Annotated in this window: 18 protein-coding genes and 1 pseudogene; 9 read left to right on the top strand and 10 right to left on the bottom strand. The window is 70.1% G+C overall.

Annotated features, from left to right (window positions below; translation table 11 throughout):
• Nucleotides 1-332: 332 nt before the first annotated feature.
• Nucleotides 333-1,217: a helix-turn-helix transcriptional regulator gene (locus tag ACFW9D_RS16775; protein WP_384622668.1), complete on the bottom strand. Its 885-nt coding sequence runs from the start codon at nucleotides 1,215-1,217 to the stop codon at nucleotides 333-335.
• 214 nt (nucleotides 1,218-1,431) lie between these two features.
• Between ACFW9D_RS16775 and ACFW9D_RS16780 the strand changes: the two genes are divergently transcribed.
• The 5 genes from ACFW9D_RS16780 to ACFW9D_RS16800 all read left to right on the top strand — a co-directional run bounded on the left by ACFW9D_RS16780 (nucleotide 1,432) and on the right by ACFW9D_RS16800 (nucleotide 5,330).
• Complete coding sequence (locus tag ACFW9D_RS16780; protein ID WP_384622671.1) at nucleotides 1,432-2,448, top strand: zinc-dependent alcohol dehydrogenase family protein; 1,017 nt, start codon at nucleotides 1,432-1,434, stop codon at nucleotides 2,446-2,448.
• Nucleotides 2,449-2,480: 32 nt separating this feature from the next.
• Entirely contained in the window at nucleotides 2,481-2,702 is a 222-nt protein-coding gene (locus ACFW9D_RS16785; protein WP_384622673.1) for a hypothetical protein, read from the top strand.
• A 104-nt stretch (nucleotides 2,703-2,806) separates the two neighbouring features.
• The gene (locus ACFW9D_RS16790; protein ID WP_384622676.1) at nucleotides 2,807-3,490 is read left to right on the top strand and encodes an SDR family oxidoreductase; all 684 of its coding nucleotides are present in this window, start codon (nucleotides 2,807-2,809) and stop codon (nucleotides 3,488-3,490) included.
• The gene (locus ACFW9D_RS16795; protein ID WP_384622679.1) at nucleotides 3,487-4,029 is read left to right on the top strand and encodes a cyclophilin-like fold protein; all 543 of its coding nucleotides are present in this window, start codon (nucleotides 3,487-3,489) and stop codon (nucleotides 4,027-4,029) included. Before ACFW9D_RS16790 ends, ACFW9D_RS16795 begins: the two co-directional genes overlap by 4 nt.
• A gap of 44 nt (nucleotides 4,030-4,073) precedes the next feature.
• On the top strand, nucleotides 4,074-5,330 hold the full coding sequence (locus ACFW9D_RS16800; RefSeq protein WP_384622682.1) for an MFS transporter: 1,257 nt from the start codon (nucleotides 4,074-4,076) through the stop codon (nucleotides 5,328-5,330).
• 127 nt (nucleotides 5,331-5,457) lie between these two features.
• Here ACFW9D_RS16800 and ACFW9D_RS16805 read toward each other — a convergent pair whose 3' ends face one another.
• The 5 genes from ACFW9D_RS16805 to ACFW9D_RS16825 all read right to left on the bottom strand — a co-directional run bounded on the left by ACFW9D_RS16805 (nucleotide 5,458) and on the right by ACFW9D_RS16825 (nucleotide 10,034).
• Nucleotides 5,458-6,606, bottom strand: a complete 1,149-nt coding sequence (locus ACFW9D_RS16805; RefSeq protein ID WP_384622684.1) for a low temperature requirement protein A — start codon at nucleotides 6,604-6,606, stop codon at nucleotides 5,458-5,460.
• Between the two features lie 226 nt (nucleotides 6,607-6,832).
• Nucleotides 6,833-7,213 carry a DUF2255 family protein gene (locus ACFW9D_RS16810; protein WP_384622686.1) on the bottom strand — a complete coding sequence of 127 codons (381 nt, stop codon included), beginning with the start codon at nucleotides 7,211-7,213 and terminating at the stop codon, nucleotides 6,833-6,835.
• Between the two features lie 24 nt (nucleotides 7,214-7,237).
• Nucleotides 7,238-8,050, bottom strand: a complete 813-nt coding sequence (locus ACFW9D_RS16815) for an SDR family oxidoreductase (protein ID WP_384622689.1) — start codon at nucleotides 8,048-8,050, stop codon at nucleotides 7,238-7,240.
• 83 nt (nucleotides 8,051-8,133) lie between these two features.
• A complete protein-coding gene (locus tag ACFW9D_RS16820; RefSeq protein WP_384622691.1) occupies nucleotides 8,134-9,048 on the bottom strand; it encodes an alpha/beta hydrolase in 915 nt (304 codons plus the stop codon).
• Between the two features lie 47 nt (nucleotides 9,049-9,095).
• Nucleotides 9,096-10,034, bottom strand: a complete 939-nt coding sequence (locus tag ACFW9D_RS16825) for an alpha/beta hydrolase (protein ID WP_384622694.1) — start codon at nucleotides 10,032-10,034, stop codon at nucleotides 9,096-9,098.
• A 177-nt stretch (nucleotides 10,035-10,211) separates the two neighbouring features.
• Between ACFW9D_RS16825 and ACFW9D_RS16830 the strand changes: the two genes are divergently transcribed.
• Complete coding sequence (locus ACFW9D_RS16830) at nucleotides 10,212-11,093, top strand: helix-turn-helix domain-containing protein (protein WP_384622698.1); 882 nt, start codon at nucleotides 10,212-10,214, stop codon at nucleotides 11,091-11,093.
• 32 nt (nucleotides 11,094-11,125) lie between these two features.
• Here ACFW9D_RS16830 and ACFW9D_RS16835 read toward each other — a convergent pair.
• A pseudogene (locus tag ACFW9D_RS16835) lies at nucleotides 11,126-11,239 on the bottom strand (IS5/IS1182 family transposase); the annotation flags it as partial.
• Between the two features lie 87 nt (nucleotides 11,240-11,326).
• Between ACFW9D_RS16835 and ACFW9D_RS16840 the strand changes: the two are divergent.
• A complete protein-coding gene (locus ACFW9D_RS16840) occupies nucleotides 11,327-12,115 on the top strand; it encodes a class I SAM-dependent methyltransferase (protein WP_384622701.1) in 789 nt (262 codons plus the stop codon).
• A gap of 152 nt (nucleotides 12,116-12,267) precedes the next feature.
• Nucleotides 12,268-12,633 carry a hypothetical protein gene (locus ACFW9D_RS16845; RefSeq protein WP_188334937.1) on the top strand — a complete coding sequence of 122 codons (366 nt, stop codon included), beginning with the start codon at nucleotides 12,268-12,270 and terminating at the stop codon, nucleotides 12,631-12,633.
• A 12-nt stretch (nucleotides 12,634-12,645) separates the two neighbouring features.
• Here ACFW9D_RS16845 and ACFW9D_RS16850 read toward each other — a convergent pair whose 3' ends face one another.
• Together ACFW9D_RS16850 and ACFW9D_RS16855 are read right to left on the bottom strand one after the other, a co-directional pair.
• Nucleotides 12,646-14,472, bottom strand: coding sequence for a hypothetical protein (locus ACFW9D_RS16850; RefSeq protein WP_384622704.1), 1,827 nt, complete (start codon nucleotides 14,470-14,472; stop codon nucleotides 12,646-12,648).
• 329 nt (nucleotides 14,473-14,801) lie between these two features.
• Nucleotides 14,802-15,209, bottom strand: coding sequence for a hypothetical protein (locus ACFW9D_RS16855; protein WP_384622707.1), 408 nt, complete (start codon nucleotides 15,207-15,209; stop codon nucleotides 14,802-14,804).
• A 330-nt stretch (nucleotides 15,210-15,539) separates the two neighbouring features.
• Between ACFW9D_RS16855 and ACFW9D_RS16860 the strand changes: the two genes are divergently transcribed.
• A complete protein-coding gene (locus ACFW9D_RS16860; RefSeq protein WP_262928298.1) occupies nucleotides 15,540-16,295 on the top strand; it encodes an IclR family transcriptional regulator in 756 nt (251 codons plus the stop codon).
• Nucleotides 16,296-16,343: 48 nt separating this feature from the next.
• On the opposite strand, the gene ACFW9D_RS16865 is transcribed toward ACFW9D_RS16860, so the two are convergent.
• Complete coding sequence (locus ACFW9D_RS16865) at nucleotides 16,344-18,629, bottom strand: FAD-dependent oxidoreductase (RefSeq protein WP_384622711.1); 2,286 nt, start codon at nucleotides 18,627-18,629, stop codon at nucleotides 16,344-16,346.
• Nucleotides 18,630-18,726: the final 97 nt, after the last annotated feature.

The raw sequence follows: 18,726 nt of genomic DNA on the forward strand, positions 1-18,726 counted from the left end.
ACCGCACCCACCCCCCCGCGCTCTCCGCGCCCCCCCCCGCCCCCCACCCACGCGCGCGCGGGGCGTCCCCCCCCCCGCAACAGTTGGCCCGTCGGGCCCTGCCGGTACTCAGCCCTGCGTCGGCGTCGATCGCGGTGGCCGGTCGTAGGTTGCGGCCGACGGTCCTGTCCACCGACTCGACGCCCTTCGGGGTGAGTCGGGCCGAAACACGCAGGGACTCGCCCTCTTACGGTGGGCCAGCCATCGCGCCCAGGCACCAACCAGCGTGGCCCGGATGGACAACTCCCCTGCACGGGTTCGGTCCGACGGTGGCGCCGGCTGCGCGCGGACGGTCAGTTCGCAGGCAGTGACGAGGCAGTATCGGCTTGCTGGGTGGCCGACCAGGTAGCGAGCAGGCGTAGGCCCTCTTCATCCGGTGAGCCGGGTTCCGCGGTGTACACGGTGAGGGTGAGGCCCGGTTCGGCGGCCATCTCCAGCCCTTCGTAGGCAAGGGTGAGTTCACCGATGGCGTGGTGGTGGAAACGCTTGGTGCCGGTGCCGTGGTGGCGGACGTTGTGGGCGCCCCAGCGGGTGCGGAACTCGTCGCTGCGGGTGGAGAGTTCACCGACGAGGTCGTGCAGGTCCTTGTCGTGCGGGTTGCGGCCGGCTTCGGTGCGCAGGATCGACACGGCGACGTCGGCGGCTTGGTCCCAGTCGGGGTAGAAGCGGCGGGAGGCGGGGTCGAGGAAGTTGAAGCGGGCCAGGTTGGCCTTGTTGTGCTCGGTGGCGTAGACGTCGTCGTAGAAGGCGCGGGCGAGCTGGTTGGTGGCGAGCAGGTCCATGCGGCCGTTGCGGACGAAGGCCGGGCCGGCCGTGACGGCGTCCAGGACCCATTGCAGGCTGCGGTGCGGCTTCCACTGCGGGGTGCGGCGTCGGGGGCGGGTGAGCGCGTCGGAGCCGTCGGCCGTGTGGGCGAGGTTCAGCAGGTGGGCGCGTTCGGCGTCGTCGAGCTGGAGGGCGCGGGCGAGGGCTTCCAGGACGGCCGGGGAGGCGCCGGCGAGGTTGCCGCGCTCCAGTTTGGAGTAGTACTCCACGCTCATGTCGGCCAGGGCGGCGACCTCACTGCGGCGCAGGCCGGGGACGCGGCGGCGACTGCCGGAGGGCAGGCCCGCCTGCTCGGGGGTGATCTTGGCTCGTCGCGAGGTCAGGAACTCGCGGACCTCTGCTTGGTTGTCCACACCTTCGACGGTACGTCCCGCTCACGGCCGAAGGGATGTACTGGCAGTACACCCTTTGTCCGTGCCTCGCTGCGCGCGCCAAGAGGGGGTTACCTGGATGACGTGGCGTTTTCCCGCCCGGTCCCGGACCGGACGGACGAGTACCCACCGGCCCTGCACCCGGCGACGCCGCCCGCTCTGGCTCGCCCCCCTGGTACGTGAAGGAACCCCTCCCATGCGCGGCGCAATGATCTACGCTCCTGGCGACATCCGCTTCGAGACGCTCGACGACCCCAAGATCCTCAACCCCACCGACGCGATCATCCGCACGGCCGTGACCTGCGTGTGCGGCTCGGACCTGTGGCCCTACCGCGGCGCCGAGCCGACGGACGAGCCACATCCGATGGGGCACGAGTACGTCGGTTTCGTCGAGGAGGTCGGTTCCGAGGTCACCTCCGTCAAGCCTGGCCAGTTCGTGGTCGGCTCGTTCGCAACCTCGGACAACACCTGCCCGAACTGCCGGAACGGCTTCCAGTCCAACTGTCTGCACCGCGAGTTCATGTCGACCTGCCAGGCCGACTACGTACGCATCCCCAACGCACACGGCACCCTGGTCGCCACCGACGAGGTGCCCGGCGAGGAACTGTGGCCCGGTCTACTCGCCGTCTCCGATGTGATGGGCACCGGCTGGTGGGCGGCAGACGCGGCCGAGGTGCGGCCCGGCTCGACCGTCGTGGTCGTCGGTGACGGCGCGGTCGGCCTGTGCGCGGTGATCGCCGCGAAGAAGATGGGCGCGGAGCGCATCATCGCCATGTCCCGGCATGAGAGCCGGCAGAACCTGGCCCGCGAGTTCGGCGCGACCGACATCGTCGCCGAGCGCGGCGAGGAGGGCGTCGAGAAGATCAAGGAGCTGACCGGCGGGATCGGCGCCGACAGCATCCTGGAGTGCGTCGGCACCGCCCAGTCCATGCAGCAGGCCCTGCACTCGTCCCGGCCCGGCGGCAACGTCGGCTTCGTCGGCGTCCCGCACGGCGTCGCCGTCGACGGACAGGAACTGTTCTTCTCCCACGTCGGCCTGCGCGGCGGCCCCGCCCCCGTACGCCGCTACCTGCCCGACCTCATCGAACGCGTCCTGACCGGCGCCATCGACCCTGGCCGGGTCTTCGACCTCACTCTGCCCCTGGACCAGGTCGCCGACGGCTACAAGGCCATGGACGAGCGGCGCGCCATCAAGACCCTTCTCAAGCCCTGACCTCCCGCTCCACGACCGAACAAGGAGCACTCGTGCACATCGGCCTGTGCCGGCGCCGCGGCGGCCCCGTCCAGGTCATCCGGCCCGGCGACCGCGTCCTGTTCGAGGCCGGCGAGGAGAAATGGGACGGCGCCGCCCCTGATCGACTGATGGTCCACCTCGCCATCGACGAAGGCGACGACGACCACGCCGTCGTGCACTGGCTCACTCCCGTCACCGACGAGGAACACACCGCCACCCCGCCCTCCGTCTGAACCCGACGTGCCACGTCCTTCCGCCCGTCAACCACCCCGTTTCCGGAGGCGGTCCCGATGTCCGATGCGGCCCGCCCCACCCCACGTCGTCGAGGAGAACCATCGTGACCACCTTCGCTCTCGTCGGCGCCGGCCCCGGCTTGGGCCTGGCGACCGCCCGCCGCTGCGGGACAGCAGGCCATCGAGTGGCCCTCCTCTCGCGCAGCACCCGGCACCAGGACAACCTGGTGTACGAGCTGGCCAGGGAAGACATCGACGCCCGCGGCTTCACCGCCGACGTCCTCGACCCCGCCTCCCTCACCACAGCCCTGCACGAGGCCGCGGACACCTTGGGGCCCGTCGAGATCCTGCAGTTCAGCCCCGTACCGCGGGCCGACTTCATGAAGCCGGTCCTGGACACCACCGCCGCCGATCTGGACGACCCGCTCGCGTTCTCCGTCAAGGGACCGCTAACCTGCGTGAACGCGGTCCTGCCCGGCATGCGGGAGCTGGGGCGGGGCAGTCTGCTGTTCGTCAACGGCGGCAGCGCCGTACGCCCGAAGGCCGGCGTGGCCGGTACCTCGATCGCGTTCGCCGCCGAGAGCGCGTACGCGCAGATGCTCCACACCGCCCTCGCGCCGGAGAACATCCACGTCGCGCAGCTCATCGTGCCCGGGGCGATCAGCCCCGAATCCGCGACCTCCAGCCCGGAGAAGCTGGCCGAGCTGCTGTACGGCCTGCACACCGACCGCAAAGGTTTCCGCCACTTCGCCGAGCCCATGCCCGACCCGCAGGACGGCACCCCATGAGCACCTTCGCCCTCCGCCGCGCCCTGACCACCACCGTCACCGTCGGCGTGCTGGTCCTGGCCGCGACCGCCTGCTCCGACGACTCGTCCGCCGAGCAGACCCCCTCCACCACCTCCGCCGCGTCGTCCGCCCCCGGCTCCACACCGGCTTCGACGTCGGCGAGCCCGACCGGATCAGACAGGAGCACCCCGATGGACATCCGCGTCACCATCGACGGCCAAGAGGTCGAGGCGACCTTGAACGACAGCCCCGCCGCCCACGACCTGGCCTCCCTGCTCCCGCTCACCCTGGACCTGGCGGACTTCCACGGGACCGAGCGGATCGCCGACCCGCCCAGGAAGCTGACCACCGAGAACGCGCCCGAACCGCAGGCGCCGAGGACCGGTGACCTCACCTACTACTCCCCCTGGGGCAACCTCGCCATCTTCTACAAGGACGGCCCCTCCGCCTCCTCCGACCTCCTGGTCCTCGGCCACATCGACGCCGACGCCGACCAGCTCGCCGGCGCCGACCGGATCACCCTCAAGGCCGCCTCCTGACCTCCCCCAGCATCGCCCCTCCTCGTACGGGAAGAAGTTTTCGCATGCCCTCCGCCACCGGGCCCGCCCCCGGCAAGCTGCCCTTCGTCGTCTGGGTGCTCGCCGCCGGCACGTTCCTGATGGGCACCACCGAGTTCGTCATCGCCGGGCTGCTGCCCGAGATGGCCGCCGACCTGAACGTCAGCGTGTCCCACGCCGGCCTCCTGATCACCGCATTCGCCGTCGGGATGATCGTCGGCGGGCCCACGATGGCCATGGCCACCCTGCGCCTGCCCCAGCGCCACACCCTCATCGGCGCCCTCGCCGTCTTCGCCCTCGGCCACGCCGTCGCCGCGCTCAGCACCTCCTTCACCATCGTGCTCACCGCCCGCGTGGTGACCGCCCTGGCCACCGGCGCGTTCTGGGCCGTCGGCTTCGTCATCGCCACCACTGCCGCCGGGACCGCCCGGTCCACCCGGGCGGTCGGCGTCATGATGGGCGGCCTCACGCTGGCCAATGTCGTCGGCGTGCCGATCGGCTCGTTCGTCGGCCACTACACCGGCTGGCGCGGCCCGTTCTGGGCACTCGCCGTCCTCGCCGCCCTGGCCGCCGCGCTCGTCGGCCGGTTCATCCCTCGTACCGAGCAGCGGGCCGACGTCTCGGTGCGCGCCGAGGTCCGGGCCCTGAAGCAGGGACGGCTGTGGCTGGCGCTCGCCGCCGCGGTACTGATCATGGGCGGGGTCCTGGCGACGTACACGTACATCACCCCGCTGCTGACCGACCGGGCGGGCATCCCGGCCGGTGCCGTACCGCTGGTGCTGATCGCCTTCGGTATCGGGGCGCTGGGCGGCACCGCGATCGGCGGCCGGCTCGGCGACCGCCGCCCGATGGTCACCACGATCACCGCGGCAACGGCCACGTCCCTCATCCTGCTGGCTCTCGTCCCCGCCTCGAACAGCCCGGTGGCCGCCGTGGTCCTGGTCTTCGGCATGGCCCTGGCGGGGTTCACCGTCAACCCGGTCGTCACCTCCCTCGCCGTCCGCTTCGCCGGTGATGCCCCCACCCTCACCTCGGCGATGACCACCTCCGGCTACAACACCGGCATCGCCGCCGGTTCCCTCGTCGCCGGGCAGGCCCTGGACTCCTCGCTCGGTCTGACCGGACCGGCCCTGGTCGGCGCGATCTTCGCCGCGCTCACCCTGCTGCCGCTGATCGCCCTCGCGCTGCGCGGCACCACCGGCCCTTCGCGGACCGTCGCACATCACACCCCTGACACACACGAACCGCAGACCGTGGGCACCACCGCAACAACCGCGCATTGAACTCCACTGCCGTACACATGCGTTGGGAGCCGGCGTCATGAACCCCGTTTATGACTTCGCCGGCCAGGTCGCCTTTGTCACCGGCGCCTCCTCGGATGGACGGTGGACTCGCCGGGCCGGTGGACCTCTAGATCGGCCTTCTCCAGACGAGCACGGCGACGGTGCCCGCGAGGATGACCGCGGTGAGGGCGAAGGGGACCGGGATCAGGGGGTCGATCATGACCAGGATGCCGGCCAGGGGCAGGATGGTGTTGACGACGCGGTCGGCGTGCGGCCTGATCGCCAGGGCCCAGATGCCGAGGACGAACACTGCCAGGGGGATCGTGTAGGCGAGCGATGCCCAGGGCTGGTGGAGTTCGCTGTGCCCGGTGAGCACATCGATTTCGACTTCGATGCCCGCGGAGAACGCGCCCGCGGCGGCGAAGATGAAGAAGTGCCCGTACCCGTAGGCCAGAGAGCTGGAAAAGCTTGAGATGGCGCGGTGGTGCGGCGGCCAGAAGTAGATCCACCACAGGGCGGCGGTGGCAACCAGCGTCAGTGCGGCGACGCCGATCAGAGGCGTGAGGTGGTCGGTCTCGTGGAGAGCCTCGATGATCGCGTTGGCCGACGCGAGCAGGCTCTCACCGAGCAGGATGAGGGTGAACAGGCCGTAGCGCTCGGTGATGTGGTGCGGGTGCCACGGGGTGGAGCCGGTGCGCTCGGCGACGATCGGCACAGCGAGTTCGGCGGCCACGAGGACGACGAGGGCGACGAAGAACGCCGATTCCGGCAGCAGCAGGGAGGCCAGCCACAGTAGTTGGACGCCGGTGATGCCGCCGGCGTAGATGAGCGTGGCGCGCCGTGCCTGCCCGGCGGAGCGGGAGGCACGCAGCCACTGGGCGACCAGGGCCAGGCGCATGACGACGTAGGCGAGGATCAGTACCGAGTAGTTGTGGTCCTCGAAGGCCGGTTTGATGCCGGAGGCGAGGACGAGCACGCCGCCCATCTGCACGATGGTGAGCACTCGGTAGAGCCAGTCGTCGGTGGCGAAGGAGGTGGCGAACCAGGTGAAGTTCATCCAGGCCCACCAGATCCCGAAGAACACGATCCCGTAGTTGAGGAGCCCTTCGAGGACGTGCCCGTCCGTGAGGGCGTGGTGGAGCGACGCTGCGGCGTTGCTGACGGCGACGACGAAGACGAGGTCGAAGAACAGTTCGAGGGTGGAGGCGGTGCGGCCCTCCTCGTCGGGATCGCGCGGCCGCATGGGGACGAGCCGGAAGCGGGATGCGGTGGTCATGACGGGGATGCCTCCGTGTCCTGGTCATGGGAGGCCCGGGACCAGGGGGTGGGGTGCCCGGTTGAAACGACGGGCATCAGGGCGAGCACGGTCGCGGACGCGGCCACGGCGGCGATGATAGGACCGCTCGCAGCGTCGCCCCGCTTGCGCTGGTGATGGCGTTCTGAACAGGCCATGCGGCGGTCCGGGCGTTACCTGCCCCGGACCGCCGCAGGCATCCGGTGCCTCACCCCTCGGGGACCACCTCCAGGGTGTTGCGGCGTACGGGCTCGGTCGACATCGTCACCGAATACTCGCTGTCCGCGTACTTCTCCAGGTAGGAGGCGTCGACGGCCTGGTTGGTCTCCTCGTCGTCGGGGTCGACGGGTACGAAGCGCACGCTCTTCTCGACTCCGCCGGCGGAGATGCGTCCGCGGCCGGTCTTGAGCGCGGGTCCGTACCACTTGCCCTGGGTGCCGTTGTAGGAGCGGATGAAGATCCGGTTCCCGACGGGCACGGACCAGATGTCCACGGATTTCGGGGTGGTGCCATCGGGCAGGGTGGCTCCGACGGTGAAGTAGCTCTCGGCGTTGATACGGTCCAGTTCGTCCTGTGTCCAGGTGCTCATCTCGTCATCCTTTCTCGGGTTCTCTCACGGTGCGCTGGTCGTCGTCGCCGTGATCTGAGCGGTGCGCTCCCAGCTCTTGAGACGATCCCCGTAGTGACGGCGCACGTCGTCCAGGCCATGGCCCACGTAGAGGCGCAGCGGCGCGTCGGGCCTACCGGCGATGGACTCGACCGCGCGCGCGGCCGCGTCGAGGTCTCCAGGGGTCCAGTCGTACAGGTCGGGCAGTTGGGCGGCCGCGGGATCGTAGGCTTCGATCGGCGAGGCGGGCGCGACGACCGAGGAGCCGAGCTCGGTCTCGAAGACTCCGGGCTCGATGAGCGTGACGTCGATGCCGAGATGGGCCAACGACCGTGCCAACGACTCGCTGAGCCCTTCGACGGCGAACTTCGACGCGGCGTACGCGTCCATCCGGGGGATCCCGACGAGTCCCGCGCCGGAGGAGAAGGTGATGATGTGGCCGTTTCCGCGCGCCCGCATTCCGGGCAGGATCGCCTGGATGACGGCTGCGGTTCCGACCACGTTGGTCTCGAGCTGGTCGCGCAGCGAGTCGAGGGCGACCTCCTCGACCGTGCCCTGCACGACGAATCCTGCGGCGTTGACGAGGACGTCGATGCAGCCGAACCGCTGCTCGGCGACGGTCACGGCCTGGGCGATGGAAGCCGGATCCGTCACGTCCAGCGGCGCGACCAAGATGCGCTCATGATCGCGGAGCGCCGACCGCGCCCGGTCGGGGGTGCGCATGGTGGCCACGACGTTCCAGCCGGAGTCGGCGAACGTTGTGGCCAGGGCAGCGCCGAATCCGGAGCGTGATCCGGTGATCAATACTGTGCGTGTCATGTGCTTGTCTTGTTCTTTCGGAGCCGGAGGCGGCGGTACGTAGGTGTCCCGCCGCTCTCCCGGGGAAGGAAAACCGTGAACTGTCAGAGCTTGTCGGTGAAGAACGGGCCGAGCTTGCTGACGGCCTCGGCGACCTCCTTCTCGCCGTCGTAGAGCTCCATGTGGTTCGAGCCCTCGACGACGTGGAAGGACTTGTCCTTGCTCGCGGCGCGCGCGAACAGGTCGTCGCTCATCCACTTCGATCCCGCCTCACTGCCCGCGATGACGAGCAGCGGCTGGGTGAGGAATGCCTCGGCCTTGTGGAAGGCGTCGTAGGTGATGATCTGCGACAGGCTGCGCGTAGTCATGAAGCCCGGCGCGTTGGGGTGCTCGCAGCGGGGCGTGTGGTAGTACTCCCACGCCTGGCGCAGCTCCTCGTTCGGCGCGTCTTCCTCGCGCATCGGTGCGAGCGGGAAGGGGTTGTCCTTGCCCTGGACATCGGTGGTACGGGCCTCCGCGCCCATGGCCAGGAGCGGTGCGGCGTCGGCGTCGGCGACGTCGTTCGTCCAGCCGTTGCGGAACATCTGGCCGATGTTGACCAGGCTCACGGTGCCCACGGCCTTGATGCGCGGGTCGTTGATCGCCGCGTTCGCCGTGTAGCCGGCCCCGGCACAGATGCCCATTGCACCGATGCGGCTGCTGTCGACGTAGTCGAGCGTGGTCAGGTAGTCGACCACGGCGCTGACATCCTCGGTGCGGATGTGCGGGTTCTCCAGCTGTCGCGGCTCCCCGGTGCTCGCGCCCTGGAACGAGGCGTCGTAGGCGACGGTCACGAAGCCGTGCTCGGCGAGCTTGCCCGCGTACAGGCCTGCGGCCTGCTCCTTCACGCCGCCGCCCGGGTGGGAGACGACGATCGCCGGGTAGGTCTTCGACGCGTCGAAGCCTTCCGGGAAGTTGATCACCGCGGCGAGGGTGGTGCCGTAGCCGTTGAGGGTCTTGATGCTGATGTTCTCGCTCATGATCTTCCTCGGGTTTCCTGTCGAACGGGTTTCTGGGTGGGCCTGGCTCACAGATGGGTGCCGAAGAATTCCGTCGCGGCTTCGATGGCCTGGCGCGTCGGCTCCGGCCGGTCGTAGAGGTCGTAGTGCGAGGTGTCCTCCACGACGAGGAGCCGCTTGTCCTTCGAGGCGGCGCGGCCGTAGATCTCCTGGCCGTCGCGGTAGGCGCCGAACCCGCCGGGCTTGTCGCCGATCACGACCAGCAGCGGCCGGGTGAGCAACTGCTCGGCGTCGAAGAACGCGTCCCAGCCGATCGCCGTCGCACGACGCGACAACACCGCGCTCGTGGCACCGCCCGCGCTCTGCCCCCGGCCGGTCTTGTAGTAGTCCGTGGCCTCCAGCACGTCGATGTCCGTCAGCCCCGCTTCCCGTCCGGCCTCGACCGAGGGGGGCAGGAGGTCGTCGACCCGCGGATCCGCGCCGCGTGCCTCGGCGGTGCGCTGCGCCGCCATCTGCTCCAGAGCGCCGATCGGGTCGTAGCCGCTGAACGACTCGCGGCTGAGGCGCCCGAAGTTCACGCCGGTGATGCTGGTGACGGCCTTGATCCGGCGGTCGGTCATGGTCGCGTTGATGACGTAGCCGCCACCCCCGCAGACCCCGATCCCGCCGATGCGGTCCGCATCGACGTACGGCAGCGTCACGAGGTGATCGACCGCGACGCGGACGTCCTCCACGCGCTGCGCGGGATCCTCGACCAGACGCGGCTGCCCGCCGCTCTCACCCTGGTAGCTGGCGTCGAAGACCAGCACGACGTAGCCGGCTTCCGCCAGCGCCTTCGCGTACACGTTGCCGGCGGTCTGTTCCTTGCAGCTGCCGATCGGGTGAACGCTCACGATCGCCGGATAGGAGCCGTTCTCGTCGAAATCCGCGGGGAGGTGGAGGATTCCCGCCAGGTCCCAGGCCATCCCCGGGGAACGGAAGCTCACGTGCTCGGTCCGTTCAGTCATGATTCCTCCTGGCTGTGCTGCTCATCGTCGTCCGGGCCGCGGGCCGGTGCCCGTCGGCTCTTCCGACGTCAACAGTGGGCGTCCTCGATCGAAGGGGGAAGGTTGCGACAGAACCCCCCTCAGAGGGGGGTCTGGCAGAACCTGGCCCCTGGCCCCGATCGCCCATAGCGTGAGGTCATGGCACCGAAGGACGAACGCGTACGGGACTTCCTGGCCACCCGCCGCGCGAAGATCACCCCCGACATGGCCGGCATCCCGAAGGGCGGCGGAGCACGCCGCGTCCCCGGCCTGCGCCGGGAGGAAGTCGCGATGCTCGCCGGCGTCTCGGTCGACTACTACACCCGGATCGAGAAGGGCGACCTGACAGGGGTCTCCGACGAGGTCCTCGACGCCCTGGCCCGTGCCCTGCAGCTGACCGAGGACGAGAGCGCCTACCTCTACGACCTCGCCCGCACCGCGCGCCGCCCCTCGCGGGCGAGGAGACAGCCGAAGGCCGCGGCAGGTGTGCCGCAGCAGGTACAGCTGCTCATCGACACGATGAGCGCCACCCCCGTCATCGCCCTGAGCAAGAGGCTCGACGTCCTCGCGTCGAACGCTCTCGGCCGGGCCCTGTTCGACATGGCCTTCACCAGCCCGACCCGCCGCTCGTCAGCCTCCCCGCCGAACCTCGCCTCCGTCGTCTTCCTCGACCCCGCCGCGGCCACGTTCTACGACGACCTCGACGAGGCGGCAGCCGCGTGCGTGCGCATCCTGCGGGCCCAGGCGGGCGCGACACCGCACGACAAGCAGCTGATACAGCTCGTCGGCGAGCTGTCCACGCGAAGCACCGACTTCAGATCCCGCTGGGCCGCTCACGATGTCGGCGTCCACCGCGCGGGCAGGAAGACCCTCCACCACCACCAGGTCGGAGAGCTCATCCTGGGCTTCGAGGAACTGACCCTCGAATCCTCTCCCTCCATCACCCTGTCCGCGTACATTGCCGAGCCCGCCTCGCCCACCGCCGAGCGCCTGCAACTGCTGGCCAGCTGGGCAGCGACGACCGCGGCGTCGCGCCCGTGAATCAGGCTGAGCCGCCCGCCGACGCGGGTCGTCTCGATGCCGCCGGTCTTAAGCAGCACGGTCAGCAGGGCGGGCTTCAGGCGTGGCCAGACGCCGGCCCCGGTCCAACCCCGCAACCAGCGCCAGGCCGTCACGCCTCCCTCGCCAGCAGCCGCTCAGCAGCGATCCACCGCACCTGGTAGCAGTACGCGGAGCGAGCAGCGAAGGGGCCGGGCGGATGCGAGGGTTACGCCATGAACGACTCCCGCTCGCGCGCCTCCCGCTCTTTCGATGAACTCGTCGCGGAAGCCGAAGAGGCCCCTGTTGAGGGCTGGGACTTCTCCTGGCTGGACGGGCGGGCCACCGAGCAGCGCCCCTCATGGGGATATCAGCGGTTGATGAGCGAGCGCCTGGGCCGCGCCCGGGCCGCGCTCGACATCCAGACGGGCGGCGGCGAGGTCCTTGCGGGCGCGGAGAACCTGCCGCCGACGATGGTCGCGACCGAGTCGTGGCCGCCGAACGTCGACAAGGCGACCCGGCTGCTGCACCCGCGGGGCGCGGTCGTGGTCGCCGACGCGGACGAACCGCCGCTGCCGTTCGCCGACGCGGCCTTCGACCTGGTGACCAGCCGTCATCCAGTGACTGTGTGGTGGGACGAGATCGCCCGCGTTCTTGAGCCGGGTGGCACGTACCTGTCCCAACAGGTAGGTCACTCAAGCGTGTTCGAAGTCGTTGAGTTCTTCCTCGGCCCGCAACCCGAGGAGAACCGCCGCGCACGCCACCCCGACGACGCACGGCGCGACGCCGAGACGGCGGGACTGGAGATCGTGGACCTGCGCTTCGAGCGGCTGCGCACCGAGTTCTACGACGTCGGCGCGGTGATCTACTTCCTGCGCAAGGTGATCTGGATGGTTCCCGGGTTCACCGTCGACGCCTACCGCGACCGCTTGCGCGAGCTGCACGAACTCATCACGACGGAAGGTCCATTCCTCGCGCACACGACACGCTTTCTTATAGAGGCACGCAAGCCCTCAAACAGGTGACATTCGCGAATCTGCGGCCTGGCCCGCCGGAGTCGGCCCGGCCAACAGCCTGGGCATGACGATCCGCTTCGACTCCCACCCTCACGACCTGAACAGGACGGGGTCGGACAAGCGGGTGGCAGGTGACGTGACTGCGTCAATAGAGTGACCCGATGGGACTCTTCAAGCGGAACAAGGCGACGTCCGGCGTGCTGCTCGTGTCCGACAGGGGCATCCGGCAGGTAAGGACCTCGTCGTTCGGGATGGAGCTCGTGCAGGAGGTCGCCCGACTTCTCGGTTCTGAGCACATACGGTCCACCAAACTCGGCGAGGAGCTCACCCTCTGGTACGCCGAGGACGGCCCCGGCCAGGCGCGCTCCGGCCCGCCCAACCCCGTGGCCAGCCGGCTCGCGGCCGATCACGGCGCGGCGCCCGTCACCGGTCCCGCCGTCGTCACCGGTCCGCTGCTGTACGGCAGCCCGTACCCGCTGGGCGCCGAGGAGATCACACAGGTCTCGGGGCACCTGAACGGCGCATAGCCGCGGCTCAGCTCAGCCGGCCATGGCCGCCACGATGCGGGGCAGGAGTACGGCGTTGGCGCTGCCGAGCGACACCCTCACCGGCTGCTGCCTGCCCCGCTCGTGGATCGACACCAGGCCGTTCGCGACCTCGATGTCCGCGAGTGAACCCCAAGCGGCATCCATGACGCCGCGCAGTGTGAGCCCGTCACGGTGCACGCGCATCTCGCCGATGGTGAACGACCCGCCGCGCCGGATCAGGTCGAGACGCTCCGCGAGCAACCGGGGCTCCAGGACTCGCTGCGCGAACTCGACCAGAGCCAGCCACCCTTCGGGGGCCTCGGCCCTCTTGCCGCCCTTGCTCCAAGTCAGATTTCCCAGACTGGCCGGTGAGTCCCCGTACCTGCCCACGCCGTATGTGTACGTATTGGTGTACGTGGAGGGAATCAGGAAGCCCAGGTGTTTGGTCCGCGAGACCGGATACCGGACCCACTCGATCTCCTCCCAGGCCAGTGAGTCACGGCCGTACGTGATCCGCCGGCTGTCGGCGACGACGTGCGTCGTCCAGCCGACCAGACTGTCCACGAAGGGGCGTTCGGGGGCCTCCGGGCGCGGGGGGTCGGATCGCGGAGGCGCCGTGCACGGGGGTGCGGATCGCGGAGGCGCCGTGCGCGGGGGTGCCGTACTTGGGGATGCCGTGCGCCGGCCGTTCGCCCCGGCATAGGTCTGCAGCCACGCCGGCACCCCGGCCCGCGGGTAGGCGGCGAGATCGTTGCGGTAGTGCGTGGGGGCGAGCAACTGCCCCTCGGGGAGCCGCTCGTCACCGTAGTCGTACTGGGTGGAGACCTGGGCCTGGCCGCCGGGCCCCTTGGTGACGGCGATCATCAGGCGCAGCCACGGTCCGGCGGGCATGGCGGCCGCGAGGTGGCGCTGGCGGCGTACGAGGAGGGCTATCTGCTCCGGCACCCGTGCCTCCATGGGCTGTTCGTGCTGCCAGAAGCACAGGTCGGCCCTCTCGGCGGAGACGGCGCAGGAGAATGCCGCCACCATGCGTTCCCACTGCTGTGGTCCGCACAGCGCCAACTGGCGGGCGATCTCGTCGGTCAGCGCGGTCACGCGGGCCGCCGTCATCTCCTCGGGCGGGGTGCCGACGACGGTGAAGTCGGCGATCGCGCCCGGCCGCCCGGACTCGGCATCGAGGCGCTCGAACTCCGCCTTGAGGTCATTCATGAACGCCTCTTCAGCGGGCGGACGCCGTACGAAGGCCTCCTCCGCGGTGAACAAGGCGTGGGCCTGTCCGGGCGGGATCGCGGAGGTGACCTCCTTGATGCGCCCCGTGTCGCCGACCATGAACACCGAACGGCCGACGGGCATGTCGAGGAAGGCCATGGGATCGCTGTCGTCGACGTCGACGGGCGCGTAGACGCTCCAGCCCGCGGCGAACCGATCCGCCGCCAGGCCCTGGACCGGATAGTCCAGGCCTCCGGTGGCGATGTGCTCCTGGACCAGGGCGATGGCACGCCGTTCGTCGATGCGTCCGACGGCACCCGGCTGCGGGGCCCTGCCCAGCGGATGGTTCGGGTCCGCCCCGTCCGGGCCCGGGTAGTGGTGGGTGAGCTCGAACCACAGGCGCATCTCGTCGGCGGTCACCGCGTCGGTCCCGGGGCTCACAGCGTCCCACGTGCCTTCGGGGTCGCGGGCGTAGAGCCCGACGGACTCCCCCTGGGAGACGGTCACGTAGTCGCAGCCATGGAGATCTCCGTACGCGGCGACCATGGTGAGCGATGGCGCGGCGGGGCGCTCCTCGCGCGCGACCTCCCTGCCGTACACGCCCATCGCGGCCAGTACATACCGGGGCACCAGCACCACTCCCTCGCAGAGACTGGCCCCGACCGTAGCCCACAGCAACCATCTTGGCGAAGAAGGGAGTTGGGTTACCCGACCGCACGGATCTGACGACCGACCGCGCTGCGCCAGAACGCGGGCAATCGCCTGTGCCTGGTGGCCCGACCTGCCCCGGAGGCGGCTCACGGCAGTGGATCGTGTACTCCTGGCCCGCGAGTCGAGCGCCCGTCCTCTGCAGAGGGCGGCCAGACAAGCCGGAAGACGTCTCCCGAGGCGCCGCCCTTGACGCGCTGCGTGACGAGACCGCCGTCGATGACGGGCCGGACGCGCCGGGCGGCTTTCCGTTACTTGCGGCTGAGGGTTTGGGCGTCCCCGTTGTCAGGATCTCCCACGCTGCGCCGCATCGTCGGTTGCTCCTTCGAGCCGCCGAATTCCCACGGGTTGCCATCGCAGACCGTGATCCACAACTGCTCCGCTTCCTTTTCGTCGGGATACACACCCCACTCGCCGGTGCCGCCGCACTCCGACACCTTGTCGCCGTCGTTGTTGAACTCGGCGAGGTCGGTGACGACGACGGTGCCATCGTCCTTGAAGAGCACGGTCCCGGTATCGCCCTCGGTCCAGGTGCCTACGATGTCGGCCCGCGTCAGCGTCTGCTGCTGCCACATGCACCCCGTGGCCGTCGCCAGCACCGCGACCGCCAAGACCACCCCACGCAACCCCGCAGCGACTCGCCCTCGCTCATCAGGCATGGCTCCCCCTTGAGTACGTCAAACGCTGGTTGCTTCGCGCACCAGACCGTCAAGCGCTCACGCTGCCACGAAAATTGAACATGTTCAACTCTGGTCAGTGTTCTGACAGCACGACTCCCCGATGGCGGGTAGCCAGTGGAAGCCGAGTCCGCCCAGCGCGACCGCCAAGATCATGACCGGTCCCGTGCCGTGCGCATCGCCGGTTGTGGTGGTTCAGGGACGACCCCCTCCCCCGGTGATCGCGATATGGTGATGCAGAGTGTGCAAGTCACATGCAGACAGAGGAGCGGCATGGTTACTCGGGCGACCGACGCGGGGACGAACCAGAGTGTGGAACGAGCCGTATCGGTGCTGCGCGCGCTGGATTCGGGGCGGGCCGAGCTGCGGGTGTCCGACGTCGCCGAACTGACCGGGCTCGGTTCCTCCACGGCGTCGCGGCTGCTGTCCACCCTGGAGCGGCTCGACATGGTCGAGCGGGACCCGGTGAGCAGTCTGTACCGGCTGAGCCTCGGCACGCTGCCGCTCGCCGCGACCGCCGTCAACCGGCATCCCGTCCACCGCGCGGCGCGCATGGTGCTGCAGGAGCTGGCGGCGCGGACCGGGCTCGGCGCGAATGTCGCTGTGCGCCGCGGGGACGTGCTGATGTTCCTGTGCAACTTCGAGGGGACGCGCGCCCCGAAGTCGTACACGCAGGCCGGGCACACCGCGCCGCTGCATGCGACCGGCATCGGCAAGTGCCTGCTGTCCGGGCTGTCCCCCAAGGAGCGGCGCAGGCTGCTGGTGGAACCGCTCGAGGCGCACACGGAGTTCACCACCGTCAGCCACGACCTGCTCGACGAGGAGCTCGCGGCCGTGCGCCGGAGCGGGTACGCCGTGGAGGCCGAGGAACGGGCGCTGGGCCGGGCCTCGCTGGCGGCGCCGGTGCGTGACGCGTCGGGCGAGGTGGTCGCCGCGGTCTCGCTGTGGGGGCCGACCTCCGTGCTCGGCGGGCAGGACGCGCAGGGGGTTCCCGAGGCGCGGACGGCGCTGGCGCGCGAGGTGATCGAGGCGGCGGACGCCGTCAGTCAGGCGCTGGGCGCCGTGTGAGAACGGCCCGGCCGGCCCCTCCGCTGAGGGGTCGGCCGGGCCGTGTGCCTACTCTCCGTACGCCTTGAACGCGACGACGTGGGCGTGCCGGGCGCCGTGCGTCGCGTCCACCCTCAGCCGCAGGGCGCTCGTCCGGACCGGGGTGTCCAGGCGGTGGATGCGGTGGCGGCGGCGGTTGCCGGTCACGGCCAGCAGGGTGTGCCAGATGCCGTCGGGTTCGAGGGCCTGGACGCGGTAGTCGCGGACGAGTTCCGGCATGATCTCGAACGGGGTGCGGTGGCGGTGCAGGTTGTTGAGGTACTCGTCGACGTCGTCGTCGAACACCACGCGCACTTCGGCCAGTTCCCGCTCCCGGTCCCAGTCCAGGCGCAGCCACTCGTCGGCCCGAGCGGGGTCGGTCAGCGGCTGTGAGGACCACATCTGGGGGCCCGCGTAGGGCCGCTGGAAGCCTCCGACGGCCTGTTCGGGGGTGAAGGCGCGGGTGTCGGGGGCGGTCCGGAAGCAGAACGTGTGGCGGCGCAGCCCGCGGGCCTGCCATTCCAGGACCAGCTGGCCCTCCTCCTCGGGGATGTCGTGGTCGACGGCCGCGTCACCGTCGGCCTTGCGGCGCAGGGCGAGGACGCCGTCGACGCGTTCGGGGAGCAGGACCAGCGCGGTGTCGGGGCAGGCCCGGACGATCAGGACGGCGTTGCCGGGGGTGTCCGGGCGGTGGTCGAGGCGGGCGGTGACCCAGTGGGGACCGCCCGGCGGGACGGTCACGGTGGTGGTGGACAGGTGGTCGGCGGGCACGGCGTTCTCGGGGCGGCCCGTGCCCCACAGCTCCACCGTGAGCTCTCGGCCGTCGTCGGGGGCGCCGTGGACGAGCAGGTCGACCGTGTCGAGTGCGGGGTCCACCGGCAGGAGGAGCGCGAGGTCGCGGGTGAGCGGGTACGGCTCGCCGGGCGCGGCCCGCGTCGGCTCGGCGGCGAGGCGGCGCAGGTGGGAGGAGGCACTGACCCGGGCGGAGCGGGCGAGGTCGGCGGGGTCCTCGTCGCGTATGCCGATGACCGAGGCGTCCTGCTTGAGCAGCGTGCGGCGTACCTTCTCGGGGTGCTTGTGCGCCAGCTCTCGCGGGGTCAGGCCTTCGGTGACGCAGAGCGCGGCGGCGGTCCCGGCGGCCTCGCCGAGCGTGGCGCAGGTCGCCATCACGCGGGTGGCGCCGAAGGCGATGTGGGTGGCGGAGATGTTGCGGCCGGCGAACAGCAGGTTGGTGACGTTCGCCGAGTACAGGCTGCGCAGCGGGATGTGGAAGATGCCGTCGGCGTAGCGCTGGCGGGCGCCGGGTTCGTCGGCGTACATGCCCTGGACAGGGTGGAGGTCCACGGACCAGCCGCCGAAGGCGACCCGGTCCTCGAACGGCCGCTGCTCAAGGACGTCCTGCTGGGTGAGGACGTGATCGCCGACGAAGCGCCGGTACTCGCGCTTGCCGGGGATGCTGCCGACCCATTCCAGGGTGAGGTTCGCGGCGTCGGGGAACTCGCCCGAGTTCTTGATGTGGTCCCAGATGCCCATGATGACGGCCTGGAGTTCGTCGCGGATGCGCTCGTTGTCGTGGACGGTGTCGAGCTCGCCGCCCCATTCGATCCACCAGTAGTCGCAGCCGTTGTCGCCGGTGCGCAGGACGCGGTTGCGCAGGATCGGCGTGGTCGACAGGTCCTTGGCGTGGGCGGGCGGTACGAACTTGACCGGGTGGCCCGCGTCCTTGGTGTGGAAGAGGATCGTCGAGCCGAGCAGCGCCTCGTCGGCCTCTTCGGGGGCCCAGGGCTCGTCGTGCTCGGAGCGTGCCTCGCGGCCGGTGCGGTAGCGCGCTCCCGCGAGATGACCGAGCAGGCCGTCGCCGGTGCAGTCGAGGAACTGCCGTGCGTGGAAGGTGATGCGACGCTCCGATCCCATCATCCAGCCGGTACATGAATGCAACTCGCGTGCATCATGTGGGCCTGAGGCGTCCGCCTCGCGGACGTCGGTGTTCAGGTACAGGTCGAGGAGCGGTTCGGCGAGGACCGCGTCGAGGACGACCTGGTCCCAGTAGTACGGGTTGCCCTCGGGGTTGCGGTACTGGTTCTCGGTGTAGAGCTCGCCCATGATGCCGGTCTCCCGCGCCCACCGGTGCACCCCGTGCGCGGTGGCCCCGCACACCCATACGCGCACTTCGCTGCTGGCGTTCCCGCCCAGGACGGGCCGGTTGTGGACCAGGGCGACACGGCGCCCGAGCCGGGCGGCGGCGATGGCCGCGCACGTTCCCGCGAGCCCGCCGCCGATGACGGCGATGTCGTAATGGGCCTCTTCTTCCCGCACGGTGCGGCCTCCTCGGTGTGATGCTGGGATGCGGCCATGAACGTACATCACATGCATATTGTGCAACTACTGTTCAGCCAGTGGGATCTGCTGTAAG

The sequence above is a fragment of the Streptomyces sp. NPDC059524 genome (assembly GCF_042749255.1).
In the GTDB taxonomy this organism is placed as follows: domain Bacteria; phylum Actinomycetota; class Actinomycetes; order Streptomycetales; family Streptomycetaceae; genus Streptomyces; species Streptomyces xanthii.

Bases quoted from the DNA above. Each gene is read 5' to 3' on its own strand.
- ACFW9D_RS16780 (WP_384622671.1), top strand. From the start codon at position 1,432: ATGCGCGGCGCAATGATCTACGCTCCTGGCGACATCCGCTTCGAGACG.
- ACFW9D_RS16795 (WP_384622679.1), top strand. From the start codon at position 3,487: ATGAGCACCTTCGCCCTCCGCCGCGCCCTGACCACCACCGTCACCGTC.
- ACFW9D_RS16800 (WP_384622682.1), top strand. From the start codon at position 4,074: ATGCCCTCCGCCACCGGGCCCGCCCCCGGCAAGCTGCCCTTCGTCGTC.
- ACFW9D_RS16805 (WP_384622684.1), bottom strand. From the start codon at position 6,606: ATGACCACCGCATCCCGCTTCCGGCTCGTCCCCATGCGGCCGCGCGAT.
- ACFW9D_RS16810 (WP_384622686.1), bottom strand. From the start codon at position 7,213: ATGAGCACCTGGACACAGGACGAACTGGACCGTATCAACGCCGAGAGC.
- ACFW9D_RS16815 (WP_384622689.1), bottom strand. From the start codon at position 8,050: ATGACACGCACAGTATTGATCACCGGATCACGCTCCGGATTCGGCGCT.
- ACFW9D_RS16820 (WP_384622691.1), bottom strand. From the start codon at position 9,048: ATGAGCGAGAACATCAGCATCAAGACCCTCAACGGCTACGGCACCACC.
- ACFW9D_RS16825 (WP_384622694.1), bottom strand. From the start codon at position 10,034: ATGACTGAACGGACCGAGCACGTGAGCTTCCGTTCCCCGGGGATGGCC.
- ACFW9D_RS16830 (WP_384622698.1), top strand. From the start codon at position 10,212: ATGGCACCGAAGGACGAACGCGTACGGGACTTCCTGGCCACCCGCCGC.
- ACFW9D_RS16840 (WP_384622701.1), top strand. From the start codon at position 11,327: ATGAACGACTCCCGCTCGCGCGCCTCCCGCTCTTTCGATGAACTCGTC.
- ACFW9D_RS16845 (WP_188334937.1), top strand. From the start codon at position 12,268: ATGGGACTCTTCAAGCGGAACAAGGCGACGTCCGGCGTGCTGCTCGTG.
- ACFW9D_RS16855 (WP_384622707.1), bottom strand. From the start codon at position 15,209: ATGCCTGATGAGCGAGGGCGAGTCGCTGCGGGGTTGCGTGGGGTGGTC.